Annotated in this window: 15 protein-coding genes; 2 read left to right on the top strand and 13 right to left on the bottom strand. The window is 72.0% G+C overall.

Annotated elements, in window-relative coordinates; translation table 11 throughout:
- Positions 1-22: 22 nt before the first annotated feature.
- From modB to ACGTNF_RS07610, 6 genes are all read right to left on the bottom strand, one after another.
- Positions 23-718 carry a molybdate ABC transporter permease subunit gene (gene modB / locus ACGTNF_RS07635; RefSeq protein WP_394601169.1) on the bottom strand — a complete coding sequence of 232 codons (696 nt, stop codon included), beginning with the start codon at positions 716-718 and terminating at the stop codon, positions 23-25.
- A 3-nt stretch (positions 719-721) separates the two neighbouring features.
- A complete protein-coding gene (gene modA, locus ACGTNF_RS07630) occupies positions 722-1,546 on the bottom strand; it encodes a molybdate ABC transporter substrate-binding protein (protein ID WP_394601168.1) in 825 nt (274 codons plus the stop codon).
- Positions 1,547-1,814: 268 nt separating this feature from the next.
- On the bottom strand, positions 1,815-2,180 hold the full coding sequence (locus ACGTNF_RS07625) for a winged helix-turn-helix domain-containing protein (protein WP_394601167.1): 366 nt from the start codon (positions 2,178-2,180) through the stop codon (positions 1,815-1,817).
- A 50-nt stretch (positions 2,181-2,230) separates the two neighbouring features.
- Positions 2,231-4,495, bottom strand: a complete 2,265-nt coding sequence (locus ACGTNF_RS07620) for an ATP-dependent DNA helicase (protein WP_394601166.1) — start codon at positions 4,493-4,495, stop codon at positions 2,231-2,233.
- On the bottom strand, positions 4,492-6,177 hold the full coding sequence (locus ACGTNF_RS07615) for a VRR-NUC domain-containing protein (protein ID WP_394601543.1): 1,686 nt from the start codon (positions 6,175-6,177) through the stop codon (positions 4,492-4,494). The genes ACGTNF_RS07620 and ACGTNF_RS07615 overlap by 4 nt, the downstream gene beginning before the upstream one ends.
- A 48-nt stretch (positions 6,178-6,225) precedes the next feature.
- Complete coding sequence (locus ACGTNF_RS07610; protein ID WP_016855235.1) at positions 6,226-6,753, bottom strand: retropepsin-like aspartic protease family protein; 528 nt, start codon at positions 6,751-6,753, stop codon at positions 6,226-6,228.
- A 97-nt stretch (positions 6,754-6,850) separates the two neighbouring features.
- On the opposite strand from ACGTNF_RS07610, the gene ACGTNF_RS07605 reads away from it, so the two are divergent.
- On the top strand, positions 6,851-7,489 hold the full coding sequence (locus ACGTNF_RS07605) for a flavin reductase family protein (protein WP_172977636.1): 639 nt from the start codon (positions 6,851-6,853) through the stop codon (positions 7,487-7,489).
- 139 nt (positions 7,490-7,628) lie between these two features.
- Here the strand turns inward: ACGTNF_RS07605 and ACGTNF_RS07600 are convergent, their stop codons facing one another.
- The 5 genes from ACGTNF_RS07600 to ACGTNF_RS07580 all read right to left on the bottom strand — a co-directional run bounded on the left by ACGTNF_RS07600 (position 7,629) and on the right by ACGTNF_RS07580 (position 15,022).
- The gene (locus tag ACGTNF_RS07600; protein WP_394601165.1) at positions 7,629-9,002 is read right to left on the bottom strand and encodes an MFS transporter; all 1,374 of its coding nucleotides are present in this window, start codon (positions 9,000-9,002) and stop codon (positions 7,629-7,631) included.
- Between the two features lie 243 nt (positions 9,003-9,245).
- Positions 9,246-11,276 (bottom strand): CocE/NonD family hydrolase, encoded by a 2,031-nt coding sequence (locus ACGTNF_RS07595; RefSeq protein WP_394601164.1) that lies wholly within the window; start codon positions 11,274-11,276, stop codon positions 9,246-9,248.
- A gap of 17 nt (positions 11,277-11,293) precedes the next feature.
- A complete protein-coding gene (locus ACGTNF_RS07590; RefSeq protein WP_394601163.1) occupies positions 11,294-12,601 on the bottom strand; it encodes an ATP-grasp domain-containing protein in 1,308 nt (435 codons plus the stop codon).
- A 199-nt stretch (positions 12,602-12,800) separates the two neighbouring features.
- On the bottom strand, positions 12,801-13,985 hold the full coding sequence (locus ACGTNF_RS07585; protein ID WP_152477949.1) for a toxic anion resistance protein: 1,185 nt from the start codon (positions 13,983-13,985) through the stop codon (positions 12,801-12,803).
- A 104-nt stretch (positions 13,986-14,089) separates the two neighbouring features.
- Positions 14,090-15,022, bottom strand: a complete 933-nt coding sequence (locus ACGTNF_RS07580) for a cobyrinic acid a,c-diamide synthase (protein ID WP_394601162.1) — start codon at positions 15,020-15,022, stop codon at positions 14,090-14,092.
- Between the two features lie 209 nt (positions 15,023-15,231).
- On the opposite strand from ACGTNF_RS07580, the gene ACGTNF_RS07575 reads away from it, so the two are divergent.
- Entirely contained in the window at positions 15,232-15,468 is a 237-nt protein-coding gene (locus ACGTNF_RS07575) for a YMGG-like glycine zipper-containing protein (protein WP_016855242.1), read from the top strand.
- A gap of 6 nt (positions 15,469-15,474) precedes the next feature.
- On the opposite strand, the gene ACGTNF_RS07570 is transcribed toward ACGTNF_RS07575, so the two are convergent.
- Together ACGTNF_RS07570 and ACGTNF_RS07565 are read right to left on the bottom strand one after the other, a co-directional pair.
- Positions 15,475-16,176, bottom strand: a complete 702-nt coding sequence (locus ACGTNF_RS07570; protein ID WP_394601161.1) for an extensin-like domain-containing protein — start codon at positions 16,174-16,176, stop codon at positions 15,475-15,477.
- 57 nt (positions 16,177-16,233) lie between these two features.
- Positions 16,234-16,410, bottom strand: a complete 177-nt coding sequence (locus ACGTNF_RS07565; protein ID WP_394601160.1) for a hypothetical protein — start codon at positions 16,408-16,410, stop codon at positions 16,234-16,236.
- Between the last annotated feature and the right edge of the window lie 7 nt (positions 16,411-16,417).

Below are 16,417 nucleotides of genomic sequence, written 5' to 3'. Positions count from 1 at the left end.
GCCTTGCCCCGGCATCCCAGACTTACCCATCGCGCTGACGAAGCCGGCGCCGGGCCCGGCGCGCCAGCCACTCCGAGGCCACCAGCGAGACCATGGCGATGACCACCGACAGTGCGCACAGCCGCGCCGCCGCGCCCTCCTGACCGGGAGTCTGGATCAGCGTGTAGAGCGCCAGCGGCAGGGTGCGGGTCTCGCCCGGGATGTTGGCGGCGAAGGTGATGGTGGCGCCGAACTCCGACAGCGCCCGGGCGAAGGCCAGCACGGTGCCGGTCAGGAGCCCCGGCAGCGCCAGCGGCAGGGTGATGGTGAACAGCACCCGCAGGCGGCCGGCGCCCAGGGTGCTGGCCGCGGCCTCCAGGTCGACGTCCACCGCCTCCAGCGACAGGCGCACGGCCCGCACCAAGAGCGGGAAGGCCATCACCCCGCCGGCCACCGCCGCGCCCTGCCAGGTGAAGGGCAGGCTCACCGCGAACCACTCGTTCAGCCACCGGCCCAGCCAGCCCTGGCGGCCCAGCGACAGCAACAGCAGATAGCCGACCACCACCGGCGGCAGCACCAGCGGCAGGTGCAGCACGCCGTCGAGCAGCGCCTTGCCGCGGAAATCGCGGCGCGCCATCAGCCACGCCAGGGCGATGCCCGGCACCAGGATCCAGGCCACCGCGGTGCCCGCCACGCGCAGGCTGATCAGGATGGCCTCGACCTCCACCGGCGACAGCATCGACTAGCCCTCGGCGCCGTCGTCGGTGCTCTTGGAACCGGCGGCGTCGAAACCGAAGCGGGTGAAGATGGCCCGGGCCTCGTCGCCGCCCAGCCAGGCGCGGAAGGCCTCGGCGGCGTCATCGGCCGGCGGGTCGATCAGCGCCACCGGGTAGCGGATCGCCGGGTGGCTGTCGCGCGGGAACAGGCCCAGCTCGTGCACTTTCTCGCTGGCCAGGGCATCGGTGCGATAGACGATGCCCAGCGGCGCCTCGCCGCGCTCGACCAGCGCCAGGGCGGCGCGCACGTTGTCGGCCCGGGCCAGTCGCGGGGCCAGCGCGCCCCACTCCCCGAGGGACTCGAGCGCCTGGCGGGCGTAGAGGCCGGCCGGCACGTGGTCGGGGTCGCCCACCGACAGGCGTTCGCCGTCATCCAGCAGCGCGCCGAGCGGCATGCCCTCGCCGGGGGTGAAGGACGCCGGCTCGTCGGCGGCGGCGATCAGCGACAGGCGATTCTGCAGCAGGTCGGCCCGCTCGGCGAGTTCGATGCCCTGCTCGCCCAGCCAGTCCATCCACTGCTCGTTGGCGGAGAAATAGAGGTCGGCCGGTGCGCCACGGGCGACCTGGCGGGCCGCGGTGGACGAGGAGGCATAGACCGGCACCACGTCGACGTCGTGGCTCGCTTCGAAGCGCGCGATGGCGCTGTCCAGGGCATCGGTGAGCGAGGCGGCGGCGAAGATGTGCACCTTGGCGGCGGGCTCGGCCTGGGCCGGCACGACGGCGGCGCCCAGCGCCAGGGCGAGGCCGGCGCCGAGGACGGGCAGCGGATGACGAGCGGTGCACGGCGGCATGAAGACTCCCGTTATGTCTTGCCGGAAACAACGGAACGTTAGCGCTCCATGAGCGCCCGGGCAAGCACGAAGGCACGCGCACAGAAGGCCGGGGGACAGGTCGAACCGAGGGTCCTACGCCATGGGTGAGAAGCACTGCTTCGAACGGGCTGGCCATGGGTGGCCAGCACAGGTCCTGCAAGCGGAGCAGGACGCGTGAGCGAAGCAGGGCGTCGGTAGCGCCCAGGGAAGGGTTCACAGCGCCCTCCGAAGACCTGTCGACGGCCGTCTATGCCTCCCCCGCCATCAGCGCGAGCAGCGCCCGGGCATCGTCGCAGGCCTCGGGGTCGAGGCGGCGCTCGATCGCCCGGTAGCGCGCCAGCAGCTCCTCGCCCAGCGGCGTGAGCTCGGCCCCGCCGCGGGTGCTGCCGCCGGTGCTGGTGGCGATCACCTCGCTCGGGAAGTGGCGATTCATGGTCTCGATCAGCTGCCAGGCCTTCTTGTAGCTCATGTTCAGCGCGCGGCTGGCCGCGGTGATCGAGCCCTCCCGGGCGATCGCCGCCAACAGGTCGATCTTGCCGGGCCCCAGCACCACGTCGCGGTCGGCGACCAGCCGCAGCTGGAAGGTGGGGCGTTCATGGCGGGTTCGGGTCATCGGCGTGTCCTCGTCGGCAAGAGCGGCATAGCGAAAACGTGCGGCGCGGTTCAGATCGCCAGCTGCCACCAGTCGGGCAGCAGGGCGAGATTCTCGGCCCGGGCGAAGCGGTCGTCCATCAGCACCACCACACCGTGGTCCTCGGGGCCGCGGATCACCCGGCCGGCGGCCTGCACCACCTTGATCATGCCGGGCACCCGGTAGGCGTAGTCGAAGCCGCGGCCGAAGCGCGCCTCCAGCCGCGCCTCCAGCGCCGCATGGTAGGCGTCGAAGGGCGGCAGGCCGAGGCTCGCCACGAAGGCGCCCACCAGCCGCTCGCCGGGCAGGTCGATGCCCTCGGCGAAGGCGCCGCCGAGCACCGCGAAGGCGATGCCGGTCTCGCCGGGCACGAAGCCGGCCAGGAAGGCCTCGCGCTCGTCTTCCTTCATGCCGCGCCGCTGGGCGCGCACCGGGATCTCGGGGCAGGCCTCGCGGAAGCGCGAAAGCGCCGCCTCCAGGTAGGCGAAGCTGCTGAAGAAGGCCAGGTAGTGGCCGGGGCGGCGCCGGTACTGGCCGGCCAGCTCGGCGACGATGGGCGAGAGCGACGCCTCGCGATCTCGCAGCCGGGTCGAGACGTCGCGGCGCAGCCGCACCTCCAGCTGCTCGGCGACGAAGGGCGCGGGCACGCTGCGGATGACGGTATCGTCGGGCAGGCCCAGCAGGTCGCGATGATAGCCCGGCGGGCTCAGGGTCGCCGAGAACAGCACCGCACAGCGGGCGGCGCAAAAGCGCGGCGCCAGGAAGTCCGCCGGCACCAGGTTGCGGATCGCCAGCCTGGCCCGGCCGCGGCCGTGGCGCTCGAGCTCGCACAGCGAGTGCTCGCCGAAGGTCTCGGCGCGCCGGGCGAAGGCCAGCGCCTCGAACAGGAACTCCTGCAGCGCCGGATCGGCCCCGGCGGGATGCTCGCCCAGGTAGTCGGTGATCGCCGCCACCGCCTGCTGCAGGGCGCCGAGCAGCCCGCCCGGCACCTCGTCCAGCGCCTGCCACTCCCGCTCCTCGGCCTCGCGCAGCAGATCCTGCCATCGCCGCGCGAGCCGCGACAGCGGCCTCGACAGCGCCGGCGGCGCGCCCTTGCGCAGCCGGTTGAGCCGGCGCTGATCCAGCCCCGCGCTGTACATGCCGCGGGCTCGGTCGACCAGGTTATGGGCCTCGTCCACCAGCACGCCGAGGCGCGCGCCCTCGGCCTGGGCCAGGCCATGGATCAGGGCGCCGTCGTCGAAGTAGTGATTGACGTCGCCGACCAGCACGTCGGCCCAGCGGGCCAGCTCCTGGCCCAGATAGTAGGGGCAGACGCCGTGCTCGAGGGCCAGCGCGCGCAGCGACGCGCGATCCCAGAAGCCGCGGGCCACGGCGTCGCGGCGCGCCGCCGGCAGCCGATCAAAGAAGCCCTGGGCGAGCGGGCAGGATTCGCCGTGGCAGGCGCGATCGGGATGCTCGCAGGCCTTGTCGCGCGCCACCAGCTCGAGCACCCGCAGCGGCAGCCGCTCGCCGTCGCGGTCGGCGCCCAGGTCCGTCAGGGCGTCCAGCGCCAGCCGCCGCCCCGGGGTCTTCATGGTCAGAAACGCCAGCCGGTCGAGGCCCTGGCGGGGCATGGCGGCGAGCAGCGGATAGAGGGTCCCGAGCGTCTTGCCGATGCCGGTGGGCGCCTCGGCCAGCAGACAGCGGCCGGTGGCGGCGGCGCGGTAGGCGTCCTCGGCCAGGGTCCGCTGGCCGGGGCGAAAGTCACCGTGGGGGAAGGCCAGCGCGCCGAGGGCCGCGTCCCGCGCCGCGCGATGCCGGGCCTCCTGATCGGCCCAGGCCGCGTAGGCCCGGGCGTGGGCCTCGAGCCGCGCCCACAGCTCGGCGGCGCTGGCCTCCCGGGTCAGCACGGTCTCGCGGCCGGTGGCGATATCCAGGTAGACCAGCGCCAGGGTGATCGACTCAAGGCCGCGCTCGGCGCACAGCAGCGCCCCGTAGGCCTCCGCCTGGGCCCAGTGCAGGGCGCGCTGGTTGGCGGCCATGCGCTCGAGGCTGCCGCGATGGGTCTTGACCTCCTCCAGGCGCTTGGCCGCGGGGTCGAAGCCGTCGGCGCGGCCGCTCACGGTCAGGCCGGCGACGTCGGCGGACAGCGCCACCTCGGCCTCATAGCCGTCGCCGCGCCGGCTTTGCACCCGGGCGTGGCCCTCGATGCCCTCCCGGGCGCTCGGCGCCGGGGTGAAGCGATGGTCCAGATCGCCCTCGCGGGCGGTGAACTCGCACAGCGCCCGGACGGCGACGCGCCGGCCCGCCTCGCTCACGCGCCCTCCCATCTCACGTGGCAGACCGCCACCGGGATGTCATGGGCGTGGAAGCAGGCCAGCCAGCGGCGCTGGTTGTCCTGCAGCCGGTCGCCGGGGCCCTTGACCTCGATCAGCCGATAGCCGACGCCGCCTTCTCCTTGCTCATCCTCGGGGAAGAACTGGATCAGATCGGGCAGCCCGGCGCGATTGGCCCGCGGGTCGTCGAGCAGCCGCTCGAACAGGGCACGCAGATGCGCCGGCGGGATGGCGGCCAGGGCGCGCTGGAGGAGCGCCTCGTCGAGCGCCCCCCAGTGCACGAAGGGCGAGGCCAGGCCCTGCTTCTCGCCGAAGCGTGTGCGGACGGTCTCGCGATGGCGGCCGTCGTCGAGCTCGGCCAGGCAGGCGTCGAACAGGTCGCGGCGTCGGGCCACGAAGTCCTCGCGGTGGAGATCGGCGGGCCCGGTGTGGAAGGGGTGGAAGAAGGCGCCGGGCAGCGGCGCGAAGATCGCGTCCCAGCACAGCAGGCCGAACAGCCCGGTGATCAGGGCGTTCTCCACAAAGTGCACCGGCGCCTGGGGCGTGGCCAGGTGCTCGGCCACCGCGCGCTCGACGCCGCCGGGAGACGCTGAAAGCACCAGGTCGAGCCGTTCGGGCACGGGCTCCGGCTCGTGGTGCGGCGATGGCAGACCCAGCTTGCGGCACAGCCGCGGGTGCAGCCGGGCCAGCGCCTGGCGCTCGGCCTCGTCCACCGGCTCGGCCGCCTCGATCAGCCGATGGGCCAGGGCGAACTCGCCACGCCGCTCGAGCAGGCGCAGCCGGCGCACGCGCGCCTCGCCGAGGCCGGCGGCGGCATAGGCGTCGAGCGCCGCCTCGGCCTCGCCCCTTCGCTCGGCCTCGCGGCCCAGCTTCAGCAGCAGCCGCGAGCGGCGGGCGGCCAGCCAGGCGTTGTCGGGCGCCGGCGGCACCTCGGCGGCCAGCGCCGCCGGGCACTCGCCGTCGTCGAGGCGTTCGCGCAGCCGGTGCAGGGCCAGGTAGGCGTCGACCTCGTCGCGACGCTGGAAGGCGCGGGACTCCGGACCGAAGGGCACGCTCTCGAAGCGCTGCAGGCCGAGCTCGGCGAGCACGAACTCCGCCCAGTCCTGGCGCAGGTTGCCGAAGAACATCAGCCTGAGCCGGTCGCAGCGCTCCATCAGGGTCAGGCGCACCACGCGATCCGGGGCCGATGGCCACCAGTCCTCCAGTCGCCGGGGCTCGAGCCCGCGCTCGGCCAGGGCCGCGTGCAGCGCGCCCTTGGCCACGCTTTTCGGCAGGCCGGCCGCGGCGATCTCGTCGGCGAAGGCCCGCCTGAGCTCGGCCAGGCGCAGCTGGCGGAACAGCTCGCCGAGGGAAAGCGGAGGCGCGGCCTCGACCCAGCCGGCCTCGATCAGCGGTCCGAGGGCGGCATCGGCGTCGCCGATCTCGTCGTAGGCCAGTCGCGAGACGCGAAAGTGCTCGCCCTTGCGCATCACCATGCGCACCAGCAGCGCCCGGGAGGCCCGGGGCAGGGTCGGGAAGTCGGCGAGGAAGGCGCGCTCGGGCTCGGAGAGCAGGTCCGCGTGGCGCGCGGCCACCCAGTCCAGCACGCCCTGGAAGTTCGCCAGGTAGTAGAAGGGGTCGTCCAGGGAGGCCGTGAGCACGGCGGCGGACGTGGCGCTGTTCATAAGCGCCATGGTATCAGCCTCGCGCCGGCGGGTGAGCCCCGTCGGCACTCAGCCCTTGCCCTTCTCGGGCAGCCGAAGAGTCAGGGTGTCGCCGCGCATCTGCAGATCGAAGCGGCCGAGGAAGCTCATGCCCAAGAGCACCGTGTCGCCCTCGAGGCCCGGCACGACGGAGCCCTGGACGTCGCGGGCGACCAGCCCACCGAGGCGCACCTCGTCGAGGGCCGTCAGGTGGCCGCGCACCCGGCCGTTGGCGGTGGAGAAGCTGGCCGAGCCGTGCCGCGGCAGGTCGAGGCGCTCGGCCAGGTCGGCGGGCACGGCCACCTGGGTGGCGCCGGTGTCGAGCAGCATGGTCACCGGCTCGCCGTTGAGGCGCCCGGTGGCGACGAAGTGGCCGTTGGCGTTGCGCGCGAGCGTCAGCGGGCCGCCGTCCAGCGACTCGGCGAGGTTGGCGTTGGGGTTCTCCCGCGCCTCGAACCAGCCCTGGAACCACCAGGTGCCGAGCCCGATCAGCAGCGCCCAGAAGGCCAGCATCATGCCCAGCCCCGCACGCCTCACGCCACCGCCCTGCTCGCTCATTCACCGCCCTCCCGTCGTCCGGCGCCCATCATGACACTGGACGCCCGCCGGCGCCCATGCTGGGATGAGACCTTTCGTTCACCCTCAAGGAGCGATCATGAGCGACGCCTCTGCCGATGCCCAGCCCACCGACGCCCTGTCCGCCGAGGCCCTCGAGGCCGGCACGATCTACCGGCTGTTCTCCGGCGCCATCGCCCCGCGCCCCATCGCCTGGGTCGCCACCGTCGACGCCGAGGGGCGCGCCAACCTGGCGCCCTTCTCGTTCTTCAACGTGGCCAGCGTCAATCCGCCGGTGCTGGCCTTCTCGCCGCTGCTCAACGGCGAGGGCAAGGCCAAGGACACCCTTCAGAACCTCGACGAGGTCGGCGAATGCGTGATCCACGTCGGCAGCGAGGCGCTGGCCGAGGCGCTCAATGCCACCAGCGCCAGCCTGCCGCGCGGCGAAGACGAGTTCGACCACGCCGGGCTGGCCAAGGCGCCGATGGGCGAGCTCAGGGTGCCGCGCATCGCCGCGTCGCCGATCGCCTTCGGCTGCCGGCTGCGCGAAGTGATCCGCTTCGGCGACAGCCCGCTGGCCGGCAACCTGGTGCTCGCCGAGGTGGTCGCGGTGCACGCCGAGCCCGAGGTCTGGGACGGCCGCCACGTGGATATCGAGACGCTGCGCCCGGTCGGCCGCATGGCCGGCTCGGATTACAGCCGCACCACCGACCTGTTCGCCCTCGAACGCCCCGCCTGAAGACGAAGTACGGCTACAAGCAAGATCATCCTTGCCGGGGCAAGCTTGCGCGAGGGCGCTATGAACCCATCCTTGGGCGCTACTTTGGCCATCCATGGCCAAAAACCCCTCGCTCCAGCTTGCCCCGGCATACCCCACACTAGCTGGAGTGGGACATGCCGGAACCGTTGCGGGCTTCCCAGTCACTCGCCGCCCGCATGCCTCTCTGCTGATCGACGAACAGGCAGATCAGGATGGCGACGATGAACAGCCCCGCACACAGCAGGATCGAGGCCTTGAGCCCGACCACCGACTGCAGCAGCCCCAGGGCGACGATGCCCACCACCCCGGCGAGCTTGTTGGCCAGGCCCCAGAAGCCGAAGAACTCGGCGGCCTTGCGGCTCGGCGAGAACAGCCCCACCAGGGCACGGCTGGCAGACTGGCTCGAGCCCAGGCTGAGCCCCGCCAGGCAGCCGACCAGCAGGAACAGGTGCTGGGCCTGCCAGTCGAGGCCCAGCGCGGCGTTGAACCAGGCGGTGAGCGCGGGCGTGGCCCAGATCGCCAGGATCGCCGCCACCCACAGCACCAGGGTGATCAGGTAGGTCCCCCGGGTGCCGATGCGGTCCTGGATCGCGCCGAAGCCGATCGCCCCGGCGGCGGCGGTGATCTGCACGATGATGAACATGACATTGCGCACCGACTCGTCCCAGCCGATCACCTGGGCGCCGTAGATGAAGGCGAAGGCGATGATGATGTAGACCCCGGCCATGGAGAACAGCAGCGACACCAGGAAGATGGCCAGGTCGCGGAAGCGTCGCAGCTCGTGGAGGGTGGTCGAGACCCGCCGCCAGGCGATCGTGCGATAGGACAGGCCGCTGTTCTGCGGCGTGCCGCGCTCCTTCACCCACAGGAAGGTGGGAATGGCGGTGACCAGGAAGAAGCCGGCGGCGAAGGGCCCGACCCAGCGGATGCGCTCGAAGTTCTCGGCGCTGGCCTCGCCCAGCACCACCAGGGTGAAGCCGGCGGCGAACAGCCCGCCGACGTAGCCCAGCGCCCAGCCGAAGCCGGAGATGCGGCCCAGCGACTCCGGCGGCCCGAGCCCCGGCAGGAAGGCGGCGATGAAGGACTCGCCCATGGAGTAGGCGTAATTCGAGACCACGATCAGGATCAGCCCCAGCCACACGTGGCCCGGGGCGACGAAGTAGAGCAGCGCCGTGGCGACGATGGTGACCACGTAGCTGGCGAACAGGAAGCGCTTCTTCTCCGCACGGTAGTCCATCACCGCCCCGCACAGCGGCCCGGTGATCACCACCAGCAGGTAGCTGATCGCCAGCGCCAGGCTCCACAGGAAGTTGGCCCAGCGGTAACCGTCGCCGCGGTCGCCGACGATCACCGTGGTGAACAGCTCGCCGAACACCACGGTGATGATCAGCAGGGTGTAGGCCTGGTTGGCGAAGTCGAACATCGCCCAGCCCAGGATCTCCTTGCGCGAGGCCCGGGGCGTCGCGGGCGCGTCGGCGGTGGTCACGCTCATGGCGGGGCATCCCTGTCGCGAAAGAGGCCAAGATAGCAGCCGCGCCTCTCGCCGACTATCGACGACACCTCGGTGACGCCATCGACAATAGCTCGGGGCTGTTCCGGCGACGAGTCTGCGAGCGGGGCCGGCCCACCGGGGCGCTGTGACCCCATCCCTGGGCGCTAACTTTTACCATCCATGGCAAAAACCCCCTCTTCGCCCCGTCGCCGGCGCCCCTGACTCCTCCCTCCTACTCCCCCGCTACACCAGATCCCGCGGAATCGTCTCGTCCCAGGTGCGCGCGAAGATGCGGGTCTCGCCCTCCCAGGTGTCCAGGGTGGCGCGCAGGCGGAAGCTGTCCGGGTCGCTGGTCATCAGCGTTCGGGTCAGGGTGCGCACCTCCCAGTCGCCGCGCCGGAAGGTGCGTTCCCATTCGGTCCAGCCGCTGACGCTGTCGTAGCTGCCGTAGGAGTAGCGGTAGCGCTCGGTGACCCGGCCGGCGATCTCCAGGTCGATGGCGTCGAGCCGGTAGCGCCCCTCGTCGTTGATCACCTCGAGGGTGGTCTGGTCGTTGGCCAGGTCACGGATCACCCGCCAGCTCTCCTGGGTGGGTTGGATCAGGGTCTTGGCGATCGGCGGTGCGCCCTCGGGCTCGAGGAAGGCCGGCAGCGCCGCCTCCTCCTCGGGCTGCGGCGCGCGCACCGGCAGCATCAAACGGCTGCGCCCGGGGCACAGCGTCAGGGTGACCGGCCGCGGCGCCGGCCAGGCCAGCGGCCAGTAGCTGGTGGACAGCGACAGCCGGATCGCGTGCCCGGCCGGGAACTGCTGGGCGATGTGCTTGAGCGCCACCGTCACCCGATAGCGCCGGCCGGGCTCCAGCGGCTCGGGATGCTCGTCGCTGTCGCGATGGGTCAGGTTCAAGAGGCCGTAGGACACCCGGGTGGCCTTGTCGTCCTCGGCGACGTCGATCAGCCGCAGCGCCACCATGGCCACCGGCCGGTCGGCCTCGAGCTCCAGCTCGACCGTGGGCTGGCCGCAGATCTCGATCGCCGCCTCCAGCCGCGGCGTCTGGAACACCAGGCAGCCGCCGTCCTCGTCGCGCTGGTCGTGGGGCAGGTCCGGCGGCGCGTTGTAGGAGCACCACTTGCCGGCATAGAGCCCCACCGACAGCGGCGAGCGCAGCGTCATCACCTCGTCGTCCCCCGCCACGTCCGGCGCCTCGGGCAGCAGGTCGTGGCCCACGCTCAGGCGGAACGACGCCGGCACGATGCGCGGCGACGGCCAGCCCGGCTCGGCCACCCAGCGCCCCGGTCGCTCGGCGTAGCGCGCCGAGGGCGGCACCGACTCCTGCATCCACACCCGCAGCATCGGCTCGTCCATGATCCCGGTGTCACGGCCCTTGAGCCACTGGTCCCACCAGCGCAGCGATTCCTGCAGGAAGCCGATGGCCGGCCCCGGCACGCCCAGGTGCGGATACTTGTGCGACCAGGGGCCGACCAGCCCCTTGCGCGGCACCTCGAGCCCCGCCAGCAGGCGGAAGACGGCGTTGCAGTAGCCGTCGGCCCAGCCGCTGATGGCGTACACCGGACAGCGGATGGCGGCGAAGTCCTCGCACACCGAGCCGTGTTTCCAGTAGTCGTCGCGGCGCTGGTGCTCGAGCCACTGGGCCAGCCACAGGCCGCTGCCGTCGAGGCGCTCGAGCCACATGTCTCGCCAGCGGTCGCCGACCAGCGCCGGGTCCGGCGGGCAGGCGTTGCCGTCGAACATGGTCGAGGCCCAGGACAGGTTGTCGCCCAGCAGGCAGCCGCCCATGTGGTGGATGTCGTCGGCGTAGCGGTCGTCGGTGGAACACAGGGTGATCACCGCCTTGAGCGCCGGCGGCCGCAGGGCGGCGATCTGCAGGCCGTTGAAACCGCCCCAGGAGATGCCGATCATACCGACCTCGCCGCTGCACCAGGGCTGGGCGGCCAGCCACTCGATGATCGCCACGCCGTCGGCCAGCTCCTCGGGCAGGTACTCGTCGGTGAGCACGCCGTCGGACTCACCGGTGCCGCGGATGTCGACCCGCACCCCGGCGTAGCCGTGGCCGGCCCAGTAGGGATGGCTCTGGACGTCGCGGGCGGCGGTGAGGTCGCGCTTGCGATAGGGCAGGTACTCGAGGATCGCCGGCACCGGGTGCTCCTCGGCGTCCACCGGCCGCCAGATGCGGGCCGCCAGGCGCGTGCCGTCGGCCATGGGGATCCAGGTTTCCTGCTCCTGAACCCGGCGGGGAAAGTCCTCGACGATGCGCATCCTGCTGCCCTCCTTCTTCAGCCCACGATGTCCTCGAACTCGAAATTCAGCCGCGCCGCCAGGCGCTCGTAGTGCTCCAGCAGCCGCTCGGCGCGGTCGGCGCCCATCCAGACATGCGCCAGCGCGAAGCTGTAGCTGTCCTGCTCCGGCAGGGTCGACAGCCGCTGGCCGGGCGCCACCTGCAGGTGGATCACCGTGCCCGGGAAATCCGCCTCCAGGGCGGCGATCTCCTCGTCGCCCGGCACCCTGACGGCCACGGCATCGACGAAGAACACTCGATAGAAGAACTTGGCCGCCACCGCGAACTCGCCCCGGCGATGCGGCATGCCGGGCCGCCGGCCCAGCGCCAGGTCAACGGCGACCTGCTGGTGGCTGGCGCCGTCGACCTTCTCGAACAGGTCGCAGTGCGACTGCGACAGCCGGGTGTTGATCTCGAGCAGCCAGATGCGGTCCTGCACCTCGTCCCAGAAGAACTCGATGTTGAACGCCGAGTTGTCGAAGCCGATGTGGCGCATCACCCGCTCGGTCAGCTCGCGCATGATGGCCTGGACGGCCTCGGGCAGCCCGGACGGATAGCGGTAGTGGAAGAAGCTCAGCACCTGGGGATAGCGCAGCGAGTCGACGATGCCGTAGCTGACCACCTCGCCCTCGAAGACGTAGCCCTCCACGGTGCACTGCCAGCCGCCGATGATCGCCTCGGCCATGCAGAAGTGGCCTTCCACGGCGGAGATCTCGCCCGGCAGCCGGGCCTGCTCGAGCACGGTGTTGAAGGGATCGGCGATCAGGCCGATCTCGGCGCGGAGGCGCTCGATGGCATGGTAGAAGTCTTCCGGGGTGTCGATGCGAAAGCCCAGCCGCGAGCCGGAGGACTTGATCGGCTTGACGAAGAACGGGAAGTGGAGCCCCTGCTCGCCGATGTGCGTCAGGGCCTCGTCGTCGAAGGGATCGAAGGCGGTGAAGGCCGGGATGTGCGCCGCGATGACCTCCTGCTGCACCCGCCGGCTCCAGTACTTGTGCTCGCACTTGAGCAGGCTCGACAGCGTCGGCGAGCGGGTGCCGAAGCGCTCGCAGAGGATCGGCAGCATGGTCGAGACGGGGAAGTCCATGTAGCCGACGATGGCGTCCACCGTGCCGTCGAAGGCTTCCAGCTGGGCGGTGGACTCGTCGAGCATGGCGGCGATGTCGAAGACCTCGGTGTCGTAGACCGCCTCGGGGGCGATGACGCCGTGGAAGCGGCAGTCCTCCGCCCCCTTCAGGCCCTCGAGCCGCTGACGATTGAAGTCGTCCAGCCCCACCACGAAGACGTTGCGTACTGCGGTGTTCATGATCGCTCCCTGCCGCCCGACGGCGGCGCCACGGGCCGATCCCGGGCGCCGTCACGGCGACGCGAACATTACTCCTGCAGCATAGTCCAGCCGGCGACGCCTCAGACGCCGCGCGCTCGCCTCGATGGCCTCGAGGGCGGCCCACTCAGGGAGACAAGAACAGCAAGGAAAAGCGGCGAAGGGGCCGGCAACGCCGGGATCAGCGCTTGTCTGTCCCCGCGGGCTCGCCGGATTCACGGGCCAGGCGCTCCACGGCATCGCCGCCCTCGCGGGTCAGCCCCTCCAGCCGCTCGATCTGCTCGCCCAGCCGCGGCAGCGCCTCGCGGCGATAGCTCGCCAGGTCGTCGACCGCCGCCATGACGTCGGCGAAGGCGCCCTCGAGGGCCTTCATGTCGAGGTTGGCGGAGGCGGCGCGGGTCTGGATGTCCACGCCCTGCTGGCGCAGCGCCCGGGCGGTGCCGGCGATGGTCTCGCTGGTGGTGGCGTTGAGCGACTCGACGCGGTCGAGCACCAGCCGCTGGTTGGCCAGCGCCAGGGCCACGGTGGCCGCCACGCTCAGCGCCGACACCGTGACGTTGACCGCCCGGTCGACGCCGCGCATCAGTTCGCGGTTGTTGCGGATGATCACCTCCAGCGCCAGCACGCCCTGCTGGCACACCGCCTGCTGCTGCTGGAGGTCGAGGATGCGCTGGCGCAGCGGGAACAGCAGCTCCTCCTCGACGAAGGCGCGGCGGTCGTCGTCGGCGATCTCGTCGCGGGCCGCCATCAGGCGCTCGTCGATCAGCCGCCCCAGCGACACCTGACGCTCGAGCTGGTCGAGGGTGGCGCGCATGGCCTCCTGGTCGTCGGACAGCGTCAGGTTGTCCCGCTCCAGCATGTCGCGGCCGCCCTGGAGATCGGCGATGATCGCCTCCAGCGCCTGCTGGGCGGTCTCGAAGCGGTGGAAGTAGCGCTGCAGCCGGCTGCTGGCGCCCGGCAGCAGCCGACGCAGCCGGTCGAAGCGGCCGGGCTCGAGGCGATGATGGCGCGGGTCCAGGTCGTCCATGCGGCCGCGCAGCGCCACCAGCGCCTTGGCGACCGGCCCGCCCTCCTCGCCGTGGCGAGCCAGCTGGCGCAGCGGCGTCTTCAACATCTCGCTCTGGCGCGCGGCCTGCTGCTGGAGCTCGAGGCCCATCTCGTCCACCGCCCGACGCTGGCGGGCGGCGGCGCCCTCGGCCTCGTCGCCCAGGGTCTCGGCCACGAAGGCCTCGGCCATGGCGGCGAGCCGCGGGTCCGCCGCGGCGCGCCCGGCCTCGTCCGCCGCCGGCCGCTCCAGCTCCTCGGCGATGCGTTCCACGGGCGGCAGCGACAGCGGGCTGCCCTCGGGCTGAGGCGCGTCGGTCATTGGCAGGCTCTCCTCTTCTCTCGCTGATGCCATGTCTTCTCTGGCTGTGGCTGCCGCGAATGACCGCGGCCAGGACGTGCCGCCAGTCTATCCGGCGCGCCCGGTCAGGTCTCGCGGCCGTAGCGCCCGGCGCCGTCAATGAAGCGGCGCAGCTCCTCGCAGGCCTGGTCGGCGCCGACCCGGGCCCGCGGGCGGCCGGTGACGATGCGCGACAGCGCCACGCTGGTGTCGTCCAGCGCGGTCAGCGCCGCCTCGTTGCGCGCCGCCAGCCGGCGCAGCGATTTCTCGGTGTCCTCGATCAGCGCCAGCCGGCGGCGCAGGGCGTCGGTCTCGTTGGCCGACAGATTGCCGGCCTCATGGCCGAGGCGGCGACGGATGAAGTCGACGTCGAGGCCGGCCACGCCGCGGGCCTGGGAGGCCATGGCGGTGAAGTTGTCCACCGCCCCCATGCACACCTCGACCACCAGCGAGCGGGCCCGCTCATGGGCCAGCTCGCCGGCCGTGAAGCGCGAGGCCATGACCTCCAGCACGTTGCCGTAGCGGCTATAGAGGCGGTCGACCTGGGCGGCGTGATCGGCACGGTCGACTTCCAGCAGCGCCCGCTTGGCCCGGCACAGCGCCTGCACCACCTCGTCGGCGTCGGCCGGCGGATGGTCGGGATCGAGCTCGCTGACGCCGGCCTCCCGGGCCGACTCATGGCGGCGGCGGGTGGCCTCGGCGCGCAGCATCTCCTCGAGCCGGCGCTTGTGCCGCCTCCCCCGGAACCGCCGCCAGCGCCGTTCCAGCGGCAGCTCCACGGCGATGGCGGCGAGCCCCGCCAGCCAGCCGCCGAGGCTGGGGTCGAAGCCGCCCCACAGCGAGGTCAGCCACATCAGCAGGCTGAGGAAGGGCACCAGAAAGGCATAGCGCACCACCACCTGCCAGCGGCTGGGATGCTCGACGGCCAGCGCCAGCCGCGGGCTGGCCAGCCCCGCCAGGCACCAGGGCAGGCAGGTCAGGAACAGGCCGTAGGCGGCTCCCTGAAGGAATCCCAGCATGGCGTCGTCATGGCCTCCCGTGGCTACTCTCTGTGATGACGGTCTCATGATGAGGCCAGCACGGCCATCCCGCCACCCCAGGCGGGGTGTCGTTGATCGTCCACAGTTGGCGCAGCGGCAGGGATTCGCCCACCATGGGTAACATCGGCCGGCAGCGTAGCGGCCGACTCCCCTGCAACGAAGCCTCCAGCACCGGAAGGAGATACACCATGAAACGGACCCTGATGCTTAGCCTCGGCGCCCTGCTGACCCTGGCCCTGGCCGGCTGCGGCACGACGACCGGCGAACGCGCCGCGAGCGGTGCGGGCGTGGGCGCCGCGGTGGGTGCCGGCGCGGCGGCCGTGACCGGCGGCGATGTGAGCCAAGGCGCCGTGATCGGCGGCGGCGTGGGCGCCGCCACCGGCGCGGCCACCGACGAGGAAGACATCAACCTCGACGAGCGCTGATCGCGCTCAGCGGCAGACCCGCCAGCCGCGCAGGGCCAGGTGGAAGTGATCGGCATGCGCGGCGTTGTATTCCGGGCCCAGCACGGTGCCGAAGACATCACAGGCGCCCTGCCGGGCCCGCTCCAGGAAGTCACCCTCGGCATCGTCGCCGCCCCAGTCGCCGGGCAGCGCGATGCGCCGACCGTCGGCCAGCCGATAGGCGGCCACGTCCAGCGCCTCCGCCGTGGCGTGCTGGCTGCGCCGCCCCTCCTCGCGGCCATAGATATTGCGGCAGGCGAAGCTGCCGTAGTGCTCCACCGTCGCCACGGGCTGGCCGAACAGCGCCCGGGCGGCGGGCTGCAGGCGATGGCGCTCGTAGCGCAGCCAGGCCACCGCCAGCGGACAGGTGGCCACGAAACTCGAGCTGAATCTCACCCCCGAACGCTCCAGCCGCACCACGTTCTCGAGCGGGCAGCCCGCCACCGGCTCGTGATCGGCCAGCGGCGTATAGGCCAGCGCCGGCTCGTCGCTGCGCGCCAGCACCGCCAGACACGCCTCGGGATCGTCCTGCAGGCGGCCGAGCTTCCAGCGTGTCACCGGCGTCGGCGGGTCTTCCACGGCCAGCGGCCGCCAGGGATTCCAGCCGGCGGGCAGCTTCCACACGCCCTTGTCGAAGGCGATGCCGACGCCGACCAGCCCCAGCAGCAGGATCAGGGTCCTCCCGCGCATTCACTCACCTCCCCTCGTGACGCATCCATGTCAGGCATTCGTCCTCGGCCTACCGTCTCACAAGACCAGGCTGACGATCAGCGCCGCGCCTCCCATCAGCAGGGCGGTGATCACGGCCAGGATGACCAGCCGATCCAGCCAGCGATCGAGGAGCGTCCAGTCGAGGCGGTGCGACCGGCGATGCGGGGTGGCCCCGCGTCGTCGCGACGGGGAGCCCGGGGACCTGGGCGACATGAGCAAG

This window comes from Halomonas sp. B23F22_10 (assembly GCF_043496975.1).
Taxonomy (GTDB): Bacteria; Pseudomonadota; Gammaproteobacteria; order Pseudomonadales; family Halomonadaceae; genus Halomonas; species Halomonas smyrnensis.
This window is presented reverse-complemented; position numbering and strand designations above follow the sequence as displayed.